We start from the raw sequence: 18,019 nt of genomic DNA on the forward strand, positions 1-18,019 counted from the left end.
TTTCTCTTTACGCGAATGCGCAGGTGAGAGTCTTCTTTTCTGCGGCACTTTCCGTCGGGTCACCCCGCCTGGCCGTTAGCCAGCATCCTGCCCTGTGGAGCCCGGACTTTCCTCGTAGCACCCTTCCAATTAGCTGGACGGGCACTCCGCGGTTGTCTGGTCCACTTTGCATGGGCGATTGTATCACGTTCATAAGGCCAGAAGCTCCGAAGTCAAACAATCTCCAAGTAAATGAGATGTTGCGAGGGCACGGGTTTCTCGCCACACGCTGAGTGGCGAGAAGGGTGTGATTTGGTACGTCGTGTTCATGAAAAGCAACAGCTGCCTCTTTGAATGCTGCTATGATGGATAGGCTTACATACGAAAGGACTAGCATGGGACTCTTTGATCTTTTCAAGAAATCTTCCAAGGAAGCCACGCCAGAGGCTCTTGTTGTTTCTGATTACACTGCTAAAACAATTTATGCGCCAGCAAGCGGAAAAGTTGTTGCGTTAGAGAACGTTCCTGATCCTGTTTTTGCAGGTGGCATGCTTGGACAGGGTCTGGGTATTTGGCCTTCTGAGGGTGTTGTGTACGCGCCAGTTTCGGGCACTATTACCGCAACTACTCCAACTGTTCACGCCTTTGGAATTACTGCCGATTCTGGCGAAGAGGTTTTGATTCACGTGGGCGTTGATACGGTTGAGATGAAGGGTGACGGCTTCACTGCTCTTGTCGAGCAGGATCAGCGTGTTGAGGTTGGTCAGCCGCTCATGACGTTTGACCTGGATAAGGTTAAGGACGCGGGTCATCCCGAGGTAGTTATTCTTGCTATCACTAACTCTAGCGAGTACAACAATGTAGAGATTCTTGCCGCAGCAGACCAGCTGGTTTCTGCTGGCGAGAAGGTCTGTGTACTCGCATAACTGCGGCACTGCAGTTGCTCCATGTCTGACACATCCTACAAGACAATCAAACTGGGCTTTGTTGCGGAAGGTCTCTTTGAAGACAGAAAGAGCCGCTTCATAGCCCAGCTTTGTCATGTAGAAACAGAGTCAGAAGCGCAAGAGTTTCTCGCCACGGTAAGAGCAAAGCACTACAATGCTCGCCACAACGTTCCTGCATGGATCTTGGAGGACGGCACGGAGCGTGCTTCCGACGACGGAGAGCCTTCCAGAACGGCGGGAATGCCGGTGCTGGAGGTATTGCGCGGAGCAGGGCTTAAGAACGTCTGCTGCGTTGTCACGCGCTACTTTGGCGGAACGCTTTTGGGACCTGGCGGACTTGTTCGTGCGTATACGACGGCAACTCAGGAGGCTTTGGCTGCTGCTGAGGAAGCGTCTGCTGTTCAGGAAATGCTGCAGGTTGTGAGGGTGGAGTTGTCGGCCCCGTATAACCTGTATGAGCAGATTCAGCGCTTGGTCTCAGATACCGGCGGCAAGATTATAACGGCAGAGTTTGGAGCGGACGTTTTTCTCGCCATAGACTTTAGGTGCGGAGAAGAAACGGCGTTTACGGATGCGCTGACAGAGCTCAGTGCTGGAAAGATTACAGCCGAGGTCTCCGCGGCACGTTTTGATCTGTTCTAGTGGGTTTAATAAACCTAGCCTCAATAAACCAAAAAATACCGAATAAAAGAATAGTAAGGATTGCGTAGCCATTTTCTGGAAGCATGCCTCTGGAATCGCAATACCAGATCAAGAGGAAAAGAAATATAACAATAACCCGTAAAATTATACGTTCCTTTGAAAAATATTTCATTAAAACCTCCTAAAATAAGATAAGGTTTTTCTTATTTCAGTATACACTAACAAGGCCGGCACAGAAAATTCTGTACCGGCCATAGGTGCTTTTATGTGCGTGCTTAGCAGGCTGCGGTTGCGCGTACCTTACTTGCGGTTACGGCCACCAAGGGAGTAGCCAAGGTTCTCCCAGAAATCAATCTGGACATCTTCGCCCTCGTCCCAAACCTTGAGCAGGTCCTCTGGAACGTACTGACGACGAACATCAGCCTCGCCACCGTAGAGGCGGAACCAGTCTGCGCTCATGATGAGGTAGCCGTCCTTACCGGAATCCTTGCCCCAGCTGTTCTCAATGCGCCACTGCTTAGCCTTGCCGTCCTTATCAAGCTCAACGCCCTGGAAGGTCATTGCGTGGGTAAGGGAAGTCTCATAGTTCTCAATCATTGCCTCGCGATCCATGTCAAAATCAACGCCAAAGAGGCCGTTGTAATCCATGGTGTCGGTTGAGAGAACGTAGTTGAAGTCCTCATTGTGGCGAGGGAACTCCTGCATAACGTCGCAGGCCATGCAGACAGGATTACCATCCTTCAAAGAAGCAATGGTAGCTGCCTCAAGAACCTCTGGCTCAACGTTCAAGAAGCGAGTCTTAATGCCGCCTAAAACGGTATCGATGAAGGTTGGGTGATACACCTTGCCGTATGGATACTTCTTGCTTGGAACAGAAATGAGCTGGACAAAGCCACGAGGATCAACGCCACAATAGCGCTCAGCAAACTCAAGAGGAGTAATGCCAAAGTCGCGAAGAATCTGAGTGCCTTCCTCGTCCTTCTCGCCGTCCTTTTTGTCAGAAGCCTTTTTAGGCTCAACAGGGGAGAGCTTTGCCTTATCTACCTGTGCGTTTTTGCCAACCTTGCACTCAAAGTCAAAGGTCAGAGGTGGCTCGCCAAGGCAGACGGAAAGGATCTGGTGGAAGCCCTTGAGTTGCTCCTGCTTAAGCGCACGAAGTTCATCCAGAGACTTGCCAGCTGCGTATGCTGCGCGAAGCTCGCTAGCACTCTTTCTGAACAGGCGGTCAATGCGCTCATCCATCTGTGTAGAGTTCTTGGAGCAAGCAGTCTCTGGCATAGCATCCTTAGGAACCAGGCCGTACTTCTCAACCAAGCTCATAGCAAATGAGTAGTAGCCACCATCGCCAATGCCCTCGGTCAGAAGCGTGTGGACAACACGAGAATCGGTTGGCTGGTCAGCGGTCTGAATGATGTACTCAAGTGCAGAGTTTGCCTTCTCAAGCTTGTCGTAGAACATGCCATATGCCTGGCTGAACTCAAAGGTATCAACGTCAAGCTTCTTGATTGCCTCCTGGCGAAGCACGTTGAAAGAAGAGAACATCCAGCAGCGACCGCTCTGACGCTGGTTAGTGACGTCGCCCGTCTTTGCAACAGCAACACCATAGGTATCGGAGTAGGTACGCATGGTGGTGATGTCGCGAGCAGCTGCGGAAACACCCATAGAGGTTACGGAATTGCGAGCAACGCGGTTAGCGCGGTCTGCACTAAATGCAGCGGTTTCCTCGTTTGCCCACTGTGGATTTACGGTCTGATCAGCCATTGCGGCTCCTTTTGTTTGTAGCGTTTAGAAAAAACCTGGCGAGAAGACCGATCTTCTCGCCAGATGGTTTGTACCTTAGCGAAGCATTGCAAGAGAGCCCATTGGGTCCCATGGCTCGAGGACGGTTGCTTCCTCGGTCTCAAAGGTCTTGAGCTGCTCAGGAGTGAGGTATTTCTTGTCAACAACAATCTGGTAGACGTACTCGTCAAACCAAGGGTCAGAGATGGTATCAAAGCCATCGCGACCGTGATCTTTACCCCAGCTATTCTCAACCTTCCAAAGGGTAGTGTTGCCTTCTGCGTCAAAGTTAACACCCTCAAGAACCATAGCGTGAGTCATCAGAGACTCGCCGTAGTCAAGGCGTTCTGCACGGTCAAGTGCGCCCTCAACAGGGAAGCCAAAGAGGCCGTCAACGTCAAGTGCGCGAGTGTCCATGATGCCCTCTTCACGAAGGTAGGACTGAGCAACGTCGCAACCAAACCAGACTGGCAGGTTGTCCTTAAGCTGAGCCACAGCAAGACGCTTGAGCTCAGGAATCTCCAGGTTGAGGTAACGAACGCCGCCACCCTCAACAACGTTGCCCAAGCGAGAAACGGTGTAGGTGTGGTTGAAAGGCTTATCTGCGGTTGGTGCAGAAATGATTGAGATGTAATCATCAAGATTCATGTCAACAGTCTCAGCGAAGAACTCCTGAGGAGTAAAAGTGCCAGAAAGGGCGAGGTTGTCGTCCTTATCGCGCAGGCGTACCTCAAAAGATACAGGAGGCTGACCCAGGCAAGTTACCAGCAGCGTGTAGACGTCCTCCATCATCTCTTTCTTCATCTCGCGCAGAGACTCAAGGGATTCACCAGCTGTTGCGGTCTCACGAAGACGCTTTGCAGCACTACGAAGATAGCGGGTAAGGTACGCGTCCATCTCGTGGGTGTTGCAAGAGTTAGCAGTCTCTGGCATAGCGCTCTTTGGAACTACACCATACTTCTTTACAAGGCTCTTAAACATATCCCACTGGCCACCGTCGCCAATTGGATCGGTGAGCAGGAAGGATACAAGACGGCCATTCAGAGGCTCATCAAGGGTGTCCAAAATGTTCTCAAGGAACCAGTTGGACTTCTCCATCTTGTCCCAGAACAGTGGGTATGCCTGAGAAAGCTCAAAGGTAGATAGGTTGTATTTCTTGATGATGCGATATCTAAACGTATTGAGTGATGCAAACATCCAACAACGACCAGAACGCTTCTGATTAGTACGGTCACCCTGCTTTACCTCAACATCAAAGGTAAGAGGATTGAGGGCAACACCTTCTGGTACACGAGCTGCTTTTCTAACACCAGCGCTGGTAGCAGCATTTTTAGCTACTGTGTGAGCGCGGTCGGACTCAAAGTTCTTCTGAGCCGCTGCAATGTCGTCAAAGGAAATGCTTTTCATCTGATCCATGTGATCTCCTTAACTGGAATAGGTAATACAAAAACTATATTCCCAATTAAGGTGTCCCTAGTCTAAGAGTTACCAGTTTGAAACTTTTATTTTGAGAAATTTTTGAACGGATGGTCTACGCCAACTAAGAGAGATTTTGTGACGTTATGAAATTGGCGAGAAAATATTTTCATCCAATTTACCAGCGGCAATAGAAGTATTAGCACATAGAACATATGTTTGTATTAGTAGTTATTGTCCGGCGAATCGGCTACACTATACAAAGAAATTAAGAGCCCTTGGTAAAAGAACAAATTTTGAAGCACAAAGAGAAGAGCGTAGAAAAAGATGGCATTTGTTCACCTCCACAACCACTCAGATTTTTCCATTCTTGATGGAGCTAGCCGTGTCCCAGACATGGTTAGTAAAGCTGTAGAGTTTGGTATGCCAGCACTTGCTCTTACTGATCATGGGTATCTCTTTGGAATTCCAGATTTTGACCTTGCATGCCGCAAGTACAATGAGGCGCTTAAAGACTTTGGCCAGTGGTGCCATGATGTGGAATGTTTTGAAAAGGGCTGGGATCTAGAAGAGCCTCCTGCAGATGATCCCAATGCTGGTGAGCATGATAAGGTTCATGCTCAGTGGGCTTCTGACGTTCAAATTTGGAATCAAACACATGATATTAAGGCAGTAAAAGCCAATAAACCATCCCCACTTATTAAGCCAATTTTTGGCTGTGAAGCTTATTTCATTCTTGATGATTGTATTGAGAAGGGCACTAAGCAGGTACGTTATCACCTTATCCTGCTTGCTAAAAATGAGACCGGCTATGTCAATCTGATGAAGATGATGTCAGAGGCGGGCTCAAAAGATATGTTCTATTACAAGCCACGCACTACGCTTGAGATGCTCAAGCGTTATCACGAGGGAATTATCTGCACTTCAGCTTGTGTTTCTGGCATCATTCCCCGTATGTTGTTTGAAGGTCGTCCAGAAGAAGCAGAGCGTTGGGCAAAAATCTATCAAGATATCTTTGGAGATGATTTCTACCTAGAGATTCAAGACCACGGTTTGTCTGATCCAAGCTGGGGCGGCTATACCGATAGAACCCTTGCTGAGCGTATTGTAAAGATGGGTCATGACCTTGGTATTAAGGTAGTTGCTACCAACGATAACCACTATCTCACTAAAGAGGATGCAAGCGTTCAAGATATTGCTTCCTGCATTGGTTCAGGCGCTCGCGTTGATGATGAGAACCGCAAACGCATGACAGGCAGCGAGTTCTACCTTAAGAGTGAGCAAGAAATGCGCCAGATCTTCTCATGGTGTCCAGAAGCTATCGAGAACACCATTGAGGTTGCAAATAAGTGCAACTATGAGCTGGATTGGACCCATATGTATCTGCCAAAGTTCCCAGACTTGGCAGAGGGGGAGACCTCAGAGGAACGCTTTAGAAAAGAGTGCGAGCTTGGTCTTGCAAGACGTTATGGAGATGATTGGCAAAACGTTGTTATCAATGAGATTAACGTTAAAGACCGTTTTGAGTATGAATATGACATCATCTGCAAAAAGGGCTTTGCAGATTACTTCCTGATTGTTCAGGAGTATGTTCGCTGGGCAAAAGAGAATGGTATTGGCGTAGGCCCTGGTCGTGGTTCTGCAGCAGGCGCTATTGTTGCATACGCTATGGATATTACCTCGTTTGACCCTCTTGAGAATGGCCTCATGTTTGAGAGGTTCTTGTCTCCACAGCGTTCAGAGATGCCAGATATTGATATGGACTTCGACGATGAGCGTCGTCTTGAGGTTGTTGAGCACGTCCGTCAGATTTATGGATCTGAGCGTGTTTCTCACGTTATTACGTACTCGACCATCAAGGCAAAACAGGCAATAAATGACGCGTGCCGCGTTCTGGGTTACCCCGTTTATATGGGTCAGCGCCTCTCTAAGATGATTCCAGGAGATCCTAACGCTCACCTTAAGTTTGTTCTTCATAAGGCTCAAGAAGGCCAAAAAGGCGCTGATCAGTATTCCGCTGATTTTGAAGATGCGTACGAGAATGACCCTGATGCTAGAAGAATCATTGATGCTGCTCTATCTATTGAGGGCTTGCATCGTGGTGAGGGTGTGCATGCTTGTGCAGTTTTGATTGCTCCTACGCCTGTAAATGACCACGTTCCTACCAAGGTAGATACCAAGGGCGGCGTAGAGATTACGCAGTATGAGGGTCACTCTGTCGCAGACATGGGCCTTCTTAAGATGGACTTCTTGGGACTAAGAACTCTAACGGTTATTTCCCGTGCAATCAAAAACGTGAAGGATAACTACGGTATTGATATCGATGTAGATAACATTCCGTTTACTGATCCAGAAATTTATAGACTTCTTAGAGAAGGCAGAACTGCTGGTGTTTTCCAGGTTGAGTCTGCAGGTATGACTGCAACCATTAAGGGTATGAGGCCAACAGAATATAAGCACATCGTCGCACTTATCGCTCTTTATCGTCCTGGTCCTCTTAACGCAGGTATGGTTACCAGCTATATCAACCGTATGAACGGTAGAGAAGAAGTCAAAGACTACGATCCACGTCTTCACGATATCTTGGAAGAAACCTACGGAACCATGGTCTACCAAGAGCAGGTTATGCAGATTTCTATGAAGATGTCTGGTTTTACCGCAGGCGAGTCTGATAAGGTCAGAAAAGCAGTAGCAAAAAAGAAGATCAAACTCATGCAGGAAGTTATCCAGCACTGGGATGACGGTACTGATGAGACCATGGAGGCTCACTGGAAAAACGGCGCAGTTCGTAATGGATTTGATCGTTCGGTTGCAGAAAGCATTTGGGACGATGTTCTTGAGTTTGCATCTTATGCATTCAACAAGTCTCACTCTGCTGGCTATGCAATTCTTGTTATGCAGACCGCATGGATTAAAGCGCATTATCCACATGAGTTTATGGCAGCAGTTCTTACCTCGTACATGGGCAAGACGGATAAGATTGTTCACTACGTAAGCGCTTGCCGTCATGAGGGCATCAAGATTCTTCCGCCAGATATTAACGAGTCCGGTAAAGACTTTACGGCTACTAAAGAGGGTATTCGTTTTGGCTTTGCAGGAATCCGCGGCGTAGGAGCCGGTGTTGGTGAAGCCATTATGCTTGAGCGCCAAAAGGGCGGCCCTTTTGCCAACATTCACGATTTTGTCGATCGTGTTGATGCGAGCCAGGCAAAGCGCAACGTTGTTGAAGCTCTTATCAAGGCAGGAGCTTTTGACTCAACAGGCTATACCCGTATGCAGATGATGAGCTTTGTGGATAAGAACAACCCACAAAACATTATCGATGCTGCCACTAAGCGTCAAAAAGATAAGGCTGTTGGCCAGTTCTCTATGTTTGATATGTTTGCAGAGGTAGAGGGTTCCGGCTTTAGTGATAGTGTCCCAGAGCCAGATGGCGTTGAGTGGGATAGGCGATTCAAACTTACCAAAGAGTACGAAGTCTTAGGTATTTATGTCTCTGATCATCCGCTTCGTCCATATGAGTATGCCCTTGCTAAGAGCAGAGATTATGCCCTTGCAGAAATTGAAGAGAATGTAGAGGTTCAGCTTCCTAACGGTGCTATGTCTCAGCAGTTCAAAGTTCCAGAAGGTAAGCCAATTCGCTTTGCGGGCATGGTTACTAATGTTATGAAGCGCACTACTAAAAATGGCGACCCAATGGCAATTGTTACGCTTGAAGACATGGAGGGTAGCGTCACTATTGTCATGTTCCCTAAGCTCTACAAGAAGGCTGCAAGACTTCTTGCTGGAGATGTTGACCCAGAGACTGGTGAGAGCCAGAGCGACATCTTCATTTCTGTTCTTGGAAAGCTTGAGCGCTCTGATAGAGGAGACCAGGTTATTGCTCAAGAAGTTAATCCTATTGAGCTTAACAGTGCTAACAACACACCAAAGACACTCGTTATTCATATGCCTGCTTCTCAGCTTCAAAGACAGGCTATCGAGACACTTGGACAGATCTTCTCGCGCTATCCCGGCATGGACTGTATTGAGATTAGGGTAGAAACAGACATGGGCGATGTTATGCGCATGGAAATTCCCACCAGAATTGATGGACGTAGCATGGTTCTTTTGACCGAGCTTAAAGATTTTATTGGTCAAAGCGGATACGCACAGATTGTTTAGATTTTGTCGATTCTAAATTTGCAGGTTACTCTTAAGTAATAACTGTTACTATTTAAGTAGCGCTTACTAAGAAATTCTGACATCTTCGGATGTCGTGAGAGGAGAAAAAATGATCGACGCAAAGTTTTATCGTAACAAGGAGACAGGCGCTGTTGTTTACGGTGTCGCAGGCAACGTAGGGGCAGCAGACCTTGAGCTTCTTCAGGCTGGCGTTACTGACGGTGCAGCTGAGAAGCACGTTCCATTTGTTACTCGCGAGGGCAACACCGTTACCGTCCGTGTTGGTGAGGTTGCTCATCCAATGCTCGAAGAGCACTACATTGAGTTCATTGCTCTTGTTTCTGAGAACGGCGCTCAGTTTGCACAGCTTAAGCCTGGCCAGGAGCCAGTTGCTACCTTCACTCTTGAGGAGGGTGTTGAGGCAGAGGCTTATGAGTACTGCAACCTTCACGGTCTTTGGAAGGCTTCTCTCTAAGTCTATTGACTCAACAATAAGCACTAGCTTAATAAGGTCAAACGGAGCTGCTACCTGCAGCTCCGTTTTTTCTTACTACACCTGTTTGTTTTTGGGTAAAAACAAATTAAGCACTTTATGATAGGAATGGTATGCGCATAGCAGTTGCACAAATGAATACTCAGGCCGGAGACTTCGAGTTTACCGCTCAGACCATGCTGGAATATGCTCAGAGAGCTCAACAGCAAGGTGCTGAGCTAGTCATTTATCCTGCGCCAACTCTTACAGGGCTGCTAAGCGTGCCAGAGGCTGACATAGAAGGGCTTTTTGCAGACCTCTCGGAGATTATCAATTCGCTTTCAGAAAAGTTTCCAATTGCGGCCCTTATTCCTGTAGTAACAGAGTTTGATGGAAGCGCAGCTAGCGAGGCTCTTCTCGTTAGAAACGGAGCCGTAACCCCGCTGAAATTGACCGCCCAGATAGCGCACATGAGCGCTCTTGCTCGTTCTGCTAACTCTGCACAAACATCTGGCGAGAATACCTTTGAGCTCGCAAAATTTGAAGCAGGCGGCCTTACGTTTGGCGTTGCTTTTACCTACGACGATCTTGACGCGTGGCAAGATGTCGACGACTCGTTAGATGCCGTCATTTACCTGCCGTATTTTGGCTTTGCTGTTGATGATTCGTCGTCCGCCATGGGCATGGCGGTGGCAGAAAGCCGCTATCTGGGAGATGTTGAGGAGTTTGATAGCTGGCTTATCGCTGCAAATGCTGTTGGCGCCTATGGTAACCAGGTGTTTTGTGGTTCAAGCTTTTTCTTGTCTCCTTCAGGAGATTTAGTCAAACAAGCAGCCTCATTCTCAGAAGACATGGTTGTCTGCGAGGTTGACCAAGATACTATCGAAAACTTTGTTAGAGAAGATACTGCGGGTGTCTATAACAGCGCGCTTACTACCTGGGGCGTATTGGCTACAGGAGTGCGAGACTACACGGTAAAGTCTGGCTTTGACGGCGTGTTTATTGCAGTTGATGGCTCGCTCAATTCTCTTGTTACCGTTGCACTTGCTTCAGACGCTTTAGGTCCTATGCGTGTCCACGTAATGTTGCTTCCAAACAAAGATTCTCGAGCAATAAGCGCTGCGGAGTTGCTTACCGCAAGACTTCGGGTTAATAAAGTTACTGTGGATAGCACGGTTTTCTCGACATTGACCGATACAAAATTGGTGAGTGCATACGGCTATGCATACGCTGACCAGCACAATTACATAACGCTTGAGACTGCCGATAAGACCATCCTTGCGCTCAAAGGAACAGAGATTTCTAGCGCACACTCTCTGTGGCCTCTGGGAGATATGTATCATGCAGACATTGTTGACCTTGCAAGGGTAAGAAATACCTTCTCGCCAGCTATTGACCATGCAGTTCTCGAGAATATCTCTGAGGTTGTAACTGATGGGTTGGAGAATGTTGCGCCAACGCCTCAAGAACGCATTGAGTTTGTTGATTACGTGCTTACCAGCTACCTTGAGTGGAATAAGAGCATTTCTGCCATTGTGGAAGAAATGGGAAAGGTTGACGAGGTCAAAGCAATTATTTCTATGCTTCACGCTCGCCAAAAAGACCGCAGAAATACCACTGAGGTTCTGGAAATGTCTTCAAAGAGCCTTATAAATGCCCAAATTCCACACGCATCAGTCTGGCAAGACAGAATTAGAGATACAAAGGCTTCCGAATCTGACCTGGTAGAGTCCTTACGAAATTCTTTGCGAGAAATTCAAGGAGCTTCTATGCATCTGCCTGAGTTGTCAGTCGATCCAACAGAGGCTCAGGAGGGCTTTAAGGATATGCTGGAGCTTTTAAAAGAGCTGGCACAAGAATCTGATGCACAAATTGGCATGGTTGACCCTAAAATGTGGAGAGGCCCTTTCTCAGAAAATTAGTTGCATCGTTTGCGCATACTCTGTGATAATATAGAACGAACGTTCTATATTAGGAGGTGCAATGGTAATTCTTGGAATAGACCCTGGTCTTGCTCACACTGGATGGGGAATTGTAGAGACAAGGGGTTCTGAATGCCGTGCACGCGCCTATGGATGCATAACTACAACCGCAGATGAACCAATAGATATGCGCTTGGGAAGAATCTATAACCAGATTGTTGAGGTTATAGATAAGTTTTCACCAGAAGCTCTTTCTATTGAGAGCATTTACTTTGGACAAAACGTTAAATCTGCTATTCCTACTGCACATGCTCGCGGTGCTGCTATTGTCGCTTGTTCTAAAGCAGGTCTTACGGTTGGAGAATATACTCCAATGCAGATAAAGCAAGCTGTTGTCGGTACAGGAGCTGCTGATAAACAGCAGGTTATGTATATGGTTCAAAACATATTGTGCTTGGACCATCAGCCTCATCCAGATCACGCGGCTGACGCTTTAGCTGCCGCAGTTTGTCACGCTAATCTTGTAAGAACCACCTCGCTTGGAAAGGGAAGAATACAACTATGATTGTCCAACTTACGGGCACACTTGTATCCGTTACTCCTTCAGTTGCTGTTCTCGACGTTAATGGCGTTGGGTACGAGCTTGGCATATCAGCTTCAACAGCTGCTGCGCTTCCACAAGCGGGTGAAGCAGGCGTTACCGTTTTAACTCGTATGGTGGTCAGAGAAGATTCAATGGAACTCTTTGGTTTTGCTTCGCGAGAAGAGCGTGCGCTCTTTGATCGCTTGCGTGCAATTTCTGGAGTAGGTCCTAAACTGGCTCTTTCTGTGCTTTCTACGTTTACACCACAGCAACTTGCGGTAATTGTTGCTACCAATGACGGAAATCGTCTTAAGAGTGTCTCTGGCCTTGGTAAAAAGAAGGCAGAGCGTTTAGTAATTGAACTTTCTGATGTGTTCGCAAAAGATGCAGAACTTAAGCAGCTTGTTGGTCTTACGTCTCCTGCAGACTTTGCTGCTATTCCAAAACCTGCTGTAACCTCTGTAGAATCAGAGGCTATTGAGGCTCTTCTTGGAATGGGCTTTACTTCTCAGGAAGCAACGCTTGCTCTTGAGGGGTATGAAGAGGCTGGTGCTATTACAATTGAAGCTGCTATTGGATATGCACTAAGGCGTTTGGGAAGTGGTAATTAATGTGGGAAGCAGATGCAGATAACTTATTTGAGTCGTCGTCTACTCCAGCTCCATTTCCAGGGCACACTTCTCAACGTGTAGTTTCTAGTGGACTTCAGGCAGAAGATCTGGAGCAAGATAGAAACTTGCGACCAAAAACTCTTGATGAGTATCTTGGTCAGGAGCGTGTTAAATCAAATCTCCGTGTTCTTATTGAGGCAGCAAAAAGTCGTAATGAGCCGCTTGATCACGTTATTTTTTCTGGCCCTCCAGGCCTTGGCAAAACAACGCTTGCAGGTGTTTTAGCGGGAGAAATGGGCTCAAAACTTCATACAACCTCTGGCCCCGCAATTGAGCGAGCAGGAGATTTAGCAGCAATTCTCACCAATCTTGAAGAGGGAGATATCCTCTTTGTTGATGAGATTCACAGACTTAATCACCAGGTTGAAGAAATTTTGTATCCAGCAATGGAAGACTTCTTCTTAGATATTGTTATTGGCAAAGGCCCTGCGGCAAGGTCAATCAGGCTTGATATTCCACGCTTTACTCTTGTAGCTGCAACAACAAGAACAGGACTTCTAACTGGCCCTTTGCGTGATCGTTTTGGTATTTCTTATCGTCTTGATTACTATACTGTTCCTGAGCTTCAGACTATTGTCATGCGCTCGGCAAACATCCTTGATGTAGAAGTTGATGAGCAGGGAGCTGCTGAAATTGCTTCTCGATCAAGAGGCACACCACGCTTGGCAAACCGTCTGCTAAAGCGCGTACGAGATTACGCACAAGTTAAAGCTGAAGGTACTATTACCTGGCAGGTAGCCTCAGAAGCGCTTTCATTCTTTGAGATTGATGAGCTTGGTCTAGATGTAATGGACGTACGTGTTTTACGTGCGCTTTGTGAGACGTTCAGAGGTCGTCCGGTTGGTCTCACAACCATTGCAAGTGCAGTCTCAGAGGATCCATCTACACTTGAAGATGTTTATGAGCCATATCTTTTGCAGCAAGGGCTTATTATTAGAACACCTCAAGGTAGACAGGCAACGCATGCTGCATTTGATCACTTACGTATTCCTGTTCCTACTAACTAGTAGATTGGAACAAAATGCTTCAACGAGATTACATTTTGGAAGTAATCGATGACTTTACTTCAACGGTCACGGCAGGTTTGGGAAATGCTTTAGAGACTCAAACTGAAGAGTCACTTGATGGGGTAGAGGCAGCTGTTGCAGAGCTCATTGATTTGAGCCCAGAGACTGCTCTTGCGCTTTCGCCAGACTCTCTTGTAACTATGATGCTGCTCTCCGGCGTAGCTGATTCAGTTGCAGAGTATGTGGTGTACGCCCTCGACAGGCTCTCTCACGTTTATGAGCAACTAGGAGACGAGGATAAGGCTGGTCTCAGAAGACAACAGGCAGTAGCGGTAGCACAGTCCTTCTCGGTAGATCAAAACGCTACTCCAGAGCAATTTATGGATTTTGAAGCAAAGTATTTTGCGTAACCACATTTTATAAGCTAACAAATAAACCCCAGCTCAATATGAGTTGGGGTTTATTGCTATAGAGCTTCATGTTTAGTTGGATTACCAAATAACAATCTTAGTTCCATAAGGAATGTTGTCATATACCCACTTAGCATTCTCTGTTGCAAGACGGACGCAACCATGAGAGCCGTTGTATCCAAGCCTACCATCACGGACGGTATAACCGTCGGAGTTATAGAGAATGGAGTGAATAAGATACTCACCAGAAATGGTCGTGTAATACCAGCATCTAAAGCCAGAGCCAAAGTAAAGACCCTTGTTACCTACGGTAAATTGACCATGAGGAGTCCACATGCCTGGCGCTCCTGTGGTGCACTGCCATTCGTACCAAACAACCCAGTTGCCGTGTGAACCCCTATATACAGCAAAGCGATTGCCAGTAGTATCAATCTGGATGAGCCAGTTAGTGGCACTGTAATAGTTCTGTGCATAACGATACATATCAGGGTAGTAGCAAGGCTGCTCCTCCATGGCGCCATCAGCAGCTGACCAATACAGTTTTCCACCCCAGGTTACATAACCAGTTTGCATAGAACCATTATTACTAAGATAGTAGTCCTTGCCGTTATCTTTAATCCATCCGGTTTTCATCTTGCCGTCAGAATCAAGGAAGTACCAACTGCCCTTTGAATTAATCCAACCAGTTTGTTTTTCTCCATTGGAACTAAAATAGTACCAAGTTCCATGAATATTAAGCCATCCATCTGCTGGTGCACCATTAGAAAGATAGTAAAAATCTTTATTGTTTTCTTTTATCCAACCTGTCTTAATTTTATGGTCAGAGCCAACGTTTACAGTCAATCCTGGAAGATGTACCGTTCCTGTTGGCTGTGAACCGTCATCTGTAGAGAAGACACCTTCGGGAGAAATGAATCCAGTCAGTACTCCGTCTGGACCTGCCCAACGTTTTACACCATTTGAAAGAGTAACCCATTCATTTTTTGCTAGACCATAGCTTTTATCAAAGTAGTAATTCTTTCCATCAATTGAATGCTCTCCAACGTATGCGGCATGGTCAATTGAAGATGGATTAAAGTACCATGTTTTATTGCCAGGAGTAGTAAACCATCCAGAGACAAGCGCGCCGCTAGATTGAGCCCAGGACAAATTTCCGTCTGGTAGGGACACCCAATTACTTGAAGTCATACCAGCATTTTCATCAACGTAATATGAACCGCTAGGAAGTTGGAAAAGTCCAGTTTTCATGCGATGAATTGAGTCTTCTGGATCAAAGTAAAACCATTTACCATTTGGGAAATGTTTCCAACCTGAATAGAATGAGCCATAAGAATCTACCCAAGACCATGAACCATCATCATTGTGAATCCAACTATTTCTAAGGATTCCATAGTTTTCATCGAAATGATAATATGTGCCGTCAATTTCGACGTTGCCAATAAGTGCTGGATGCTGTGGAACAGATGGATCAAAGTACCAAGTTCTACCATTTGGTGTGTTAAACCAACCAGAGGCAAGAGCGCCATTTTTTTGAGCCCAAGCCCACTCACGAGTTGGTAGTTGAATCCAGCTGTTAGAAATCATACCTGCATATTCATCAATGTAATATGAGGTACCAGAAACCTGAATTGTTCCAATTAACATACGATGACGAGGTTCTTCTGGATCAAAATAGAACCACTTGCCGTTAGGCATATGCTTCCATCCAGAATAGTAAGTACCATCTTCAGTTGCCCATGACCAAGAACTTGCTGAACGATATACCCATCCATTTGTTACAAGTCCGTTTGTTGAATCAAAGTAGTAAAACTTACCATCAATTTCAACTTCACCGAAGATTGCCTTATGCTGCGGGTCAGTTAGATCAAAATACCAAGTTTTTCCATTAGGTGTTGTGTACAAACCCTTGACCGCATTACCAGCAGCGTCTACATAGTGCCAACCAGAATCATCTTTGATCCACTGGCTTGTGACAAGTGTTCCATCTTCTTTGTAATAGTGGAATTGGCCGTTTTCTTGTCTCCATCCAGAAGACTGAGGGGTTGGCGAAGTATTCTCTGTTGGAACAGCGGGTGTCTGGTCTGTTGTTGGAGTTGTTGTTGGCGCTACAGGTGAGGTAGGCTGAGAGTTTTCAGGTGCTGTAGGAGAAGTATTTTCAGATGTTGCAGTAGTTTCAGTTGTTACAGCAGGAGCATTTACTGCGGATGTATCAGTAGTTTCTGCAAGAGCAGGAGCAGCGTGGAGTCCGCAAAGTAGAGCTGCACTCAACGAAGCAACCGCAATAAGCTTTTGTGTAGAAGGTCTGTAGGAAAAACGCATCTTCTTCTCCATTGTTTTAACTCCAATAAATCCAGGTAATAAAGAGCAGTTCAAACTGATTTAGCGCTTGTATTCAGTAAGTACGCCGTCTGGTCCAGCCCAGTATCTTACGCCATCAGGACGAGTAATCCACTGATTGCGAGCAAGGCCATAACTTTCATCAAAGTAATAGTCTTTACCGTCAATAGTGTGTTCTCCAGTATAAGCAGGATGGCTTGGTTTTGCTGGGTCAAAATACCAAGTTTTTCCATTTGGTGTGGTGAACCAACCAGAAGCAAATGCGCCACTTGACTGTGCCCAAGCCCAACCGCCTTCTGGGAGCTGTACCCAACTGTTAGCGGTCATACCAGCGGATTCGTCAATGTAGTAAGTTCCGCTAGGAATTTGGATGACACCAACAAGCATACGGTGCTTGGAATCTTTGGTATCAAAGTAGAACCACTTGCCATTAGGCATATGCTTCCAACCTGAATATAAAGAGCCATCAGAGTTAGCCCAAGACCAAGAACCATCAGCTCTATGAACCCATCCAGTTTTCAGAAGACCATAGCCTGAATCAAAATAATATGATTGACCGTTAATTTCAGCGTCTCCAATAAGTGCAGGATGCTGCGGATCTGATGGATCAAAATACCAAGTTTTGCCATTTGGAGTGGTGTACCAACCAGAGGCAAATGCACCACTCGACTGTGCCCAAGCCCAACCGCCATTAGGGAGCTGTACCCAATCGTTAGCGGTCATTCCATTATTTACGTCAACGTAATAAGTGCCGCTAGAAATAGTGAAGACACCTTTCTTAAGCAGAGGAAATTCTCCATTTTCATCAAAATAGAACCACTTACCATTTGGCATGTGTTTCCAGCCAGAATAAACAGAGCCTACTGTTTCAATCCAAGCCCATTCACCATCATCCTCAATCCAACCATGGGTAACAAGGCCATTACTGTAATCAAAGAAATAATATTTACCATCAATATCTATTCCGCCCATTACTACTCGATTGTAATGTTCTGGGTCGGCATACCAAGTTTTGCCACCTGGAGTTTTAAACCAGCCAGAGATAGCAGCGCCATCTGGACCAGCCCAATACCAAGTTCCCTCAATTCCAATTCTTTCTGGATTTCTATTTACCCAAGAATTTCGTAAAAGTCCTGTCGAAGTATCAAAGAAGTATAGCTTTCCGTTGACCGGAGCAGCCTCAGTAATAACCGGAGGACCCGACCTAAAATCTCTAGTTAAATACCAGGTTTTACCATCAGGATCAGTAAACCATCCTTCAATAAAACGCCCATCAGCTCCGGCCCAGCTCCAACCTTTATCTGTTTTAACCCAATTGTTTTTTATCAAGCCGTTATCTTTATCTACGTAGTAGTAAACATATTGATTATCAGGCGTTTTTTGGTCAAAATAAATTAATCCGTATCGAGCGTATGGAAAAAAATTTGAATTAAAATACCAGGTTTTACCATCAGGCGTAGTATAGAAACCAGATGCTGCAGCTCCAGTTTCATCTACATAATATTTATCATCGCCATAAGTAATCCACTGACTTTTTAGAATAGTTCCATCTTCAGTATAAAAATATACCTTTCCATCAACTTCTTTCAATTTTGGATAATTGGATTTAGAAGTTGATTCAGGGGCACTTACTGTGGATGTATCAGTAGTTTCTGCAAGAGCAGGAGCAGCGTGGAGTCCGCAAAGTAGA

Annotated in this window: 12 protein-coding genes and 1 pseudogene; 9 read left to right on the plus strand and 4 right to left on the minus strand. The window is 46.1% G+C overall.

Translation table 11 applies throughout. The features are described from left to right. Positions 1-374: 374 nt before the first annotated feature. Together RWJ43_RS02560 and RWJ43_RS02565 are read left to right on the plus strand one after the other, a co-directional pair. Positions 375-905 (plus strand): PTS glucose transporter subunit IIA, encoded by a 531-nt coding sequence (locus RWJ43_RS02560; protein ID WP_314007385.1) that lies wholly within the window; start codon positions 375-377, stop codon positions 903-905. Between the two features lie 21 nt (positions 906-926). Beyond that, positions 927-1,568, plus strand: coding sequence for a YigZ family protein (locus tag RWJ43_RS02565; RefSeq protein ID WP_314007388.1), 642 nt, complete (start codon positions 927-929; stop codon positions 1,566-1,568). Positions 1,569-1,868: 300 nt separating this feature from the next. Here RWJ43_RS02565 and RWJ43_RS02570 read toward each other — a convergent pair whose 3' ends face one another. Next, positions 1,869-3,329, minus strand: coding sequence for a C1 family peptidase (locus RWJ43_RS02570; RefSeq protein WP_314007390.1), 1,461 nt, complete (start codon positions 3,327-3,329; stop codon positions 1,869-1,871). Positions 3,330-3,404: 75 nt separating this feature from the next. Continuing rightward, positions 3,405-4,763 carry a C1 family peptidase gene (locus RWJ43_RS02575; protein WP_314007392.1) on the minus strand — a complete coding sequence of 453 codons (1,359 nt, stop codon included), beginning with the start codon at positions 4,761-4,763 and terminating at the stop codon, positions 3,405-3,407. A 327-nt stretch (positions 4,764-5,090) separates the two neighbouring features. Between RWJ43_RS02575 and dnaE the strand changes: the two genes are divergently transcribed. The 7 genes from dnaE to RWJ43_RS02610 all read left to right on the plus strand — a co-directional run bounded on the left by dnaE (position 5,091) and on the right by RWJ43_RS02610 (position 13,992). After that, positions 5,091-8,927 carry a DNA polymerase III subunit alpha gene (gene dnaE, locus RWJ43_RS02580; protein ID WP_314007394.1) on the plus strand — a complete coding sequence of 1,279 codons (3,837 nt, stop codon included), beginning with the start codon at positions 5,091-5,093 and terminating at the stop codon, positions 8,925-8,927. Positions 8,928-9,036: 109 nt separating this feature from the next. Then, positions 9,037-9,402: a desulfoferrodoxin family protein gene (locus tag RWJ43_RS02585; RefSeq protein WP_314007397.1), complete on the plus strand. Its 366-nt coding sequence runs from the start codon at positions 9,037-9,039 to the stop codon at positions 9,400-9,402. A 131-nt stretch (positions 9,403-9,533) separates the two neighbouring features. Beyond that, complete coding sequence (locus RWJ43_RS02590) at positions 9,534-11,321, plus strand: nitrilase-related carbon-nitrogen hydrolase (RefSeq protein WP_314007400.1); 1,788 nt, start codon at positions 9,534-9,536, stop codon at positions 11,319-11,321. 61 nt (positions 11,322-11,382) lie between these two features. Then, on the plus strand, positions 11,383-11,886 hold the full coding sequence (ruvC, locus tag RWJ43_RS02595; protein ID WP_035428717.1) for a crossover junction endodeoxyribonuclease RuvC: 504 nt from the start codon (positions 11,383-11,385) through the stop codon (positions 11,884-11,886). Continuing rightward, positions 11,883-12,515, plus strand: coding sequence for a Holliday junction branch migration protein RuvA (ruvA, locus tag RWJ43_RS02600; protein ID WP_311409391.1), 633 nt, complete (start codon positions 11,883-11,885; stop codon positions 12,513-12,515). The genes ruvC and ruvA overlap by 4 nt, the downstream gene beginning before the upstream one ends. Next, positions 12,515-13,582 (plus strand): Holliday junction branch migration DNA helicase RuvB, encoded by a 1,068-nt coding sequence (ruvB, locus tag RWJ43_RS02605; protein ID WP_035428715.1) that lies wholly within the window; start codon positions 12,515-12,517, stop codon positions 13,580-13,582. Before ruvA ends, ruvB begins: the two co-directional genes overlap by 1 nt. Positions 13,583-13,596: 14 nt before the next feature. Then, a complete protein-coding gene (locus RWJ43_RS02610) occupies positions 13,597-13,992 on the plus strand; it encodes a hypothetical protein (protein WP_314007404.1) in 396 nt (131 codons plus the stop codon). A gap of 81 nt (positions 13,993-14,073) precedes the next feature. Here the strand turns inward: RWJ43_RS02610 and RWJ43_RS02615 are convergent, their stop codons facing one another. Both RWJ43_RS02615 and RWJ43_RS02620 read right to left on the minus strand, forming a co-directional pair. Then, positions 14,074-16,323, minus strand: a complete 2,250-nt coding sequence (locus RWJ43_RS02615; RefSeq protein ID WP_314007408.1) for a L,D-transpeptidase family protein — start codon at positions 16,321-16,323, stop codon at positions 14,074-14,076. A gap of 48 nt (positions 16,324-16,371) precedes the next feature. Further along, positions 16,372-18,019 (minus strand): annotated as a pseudogene (locus tag RWJ43_RS02620) (hypothetical protein); the annotation flags it as partial.

This window comes from Lancefieldella parvula, from assembly GCF_963530955.1.
GTDB lineage: Bacteria > Actinomycetota > Coriobacteriia > Coriobacteriales > Atopobiaceae > Lancefieldella > Lancefieldella parvula_A.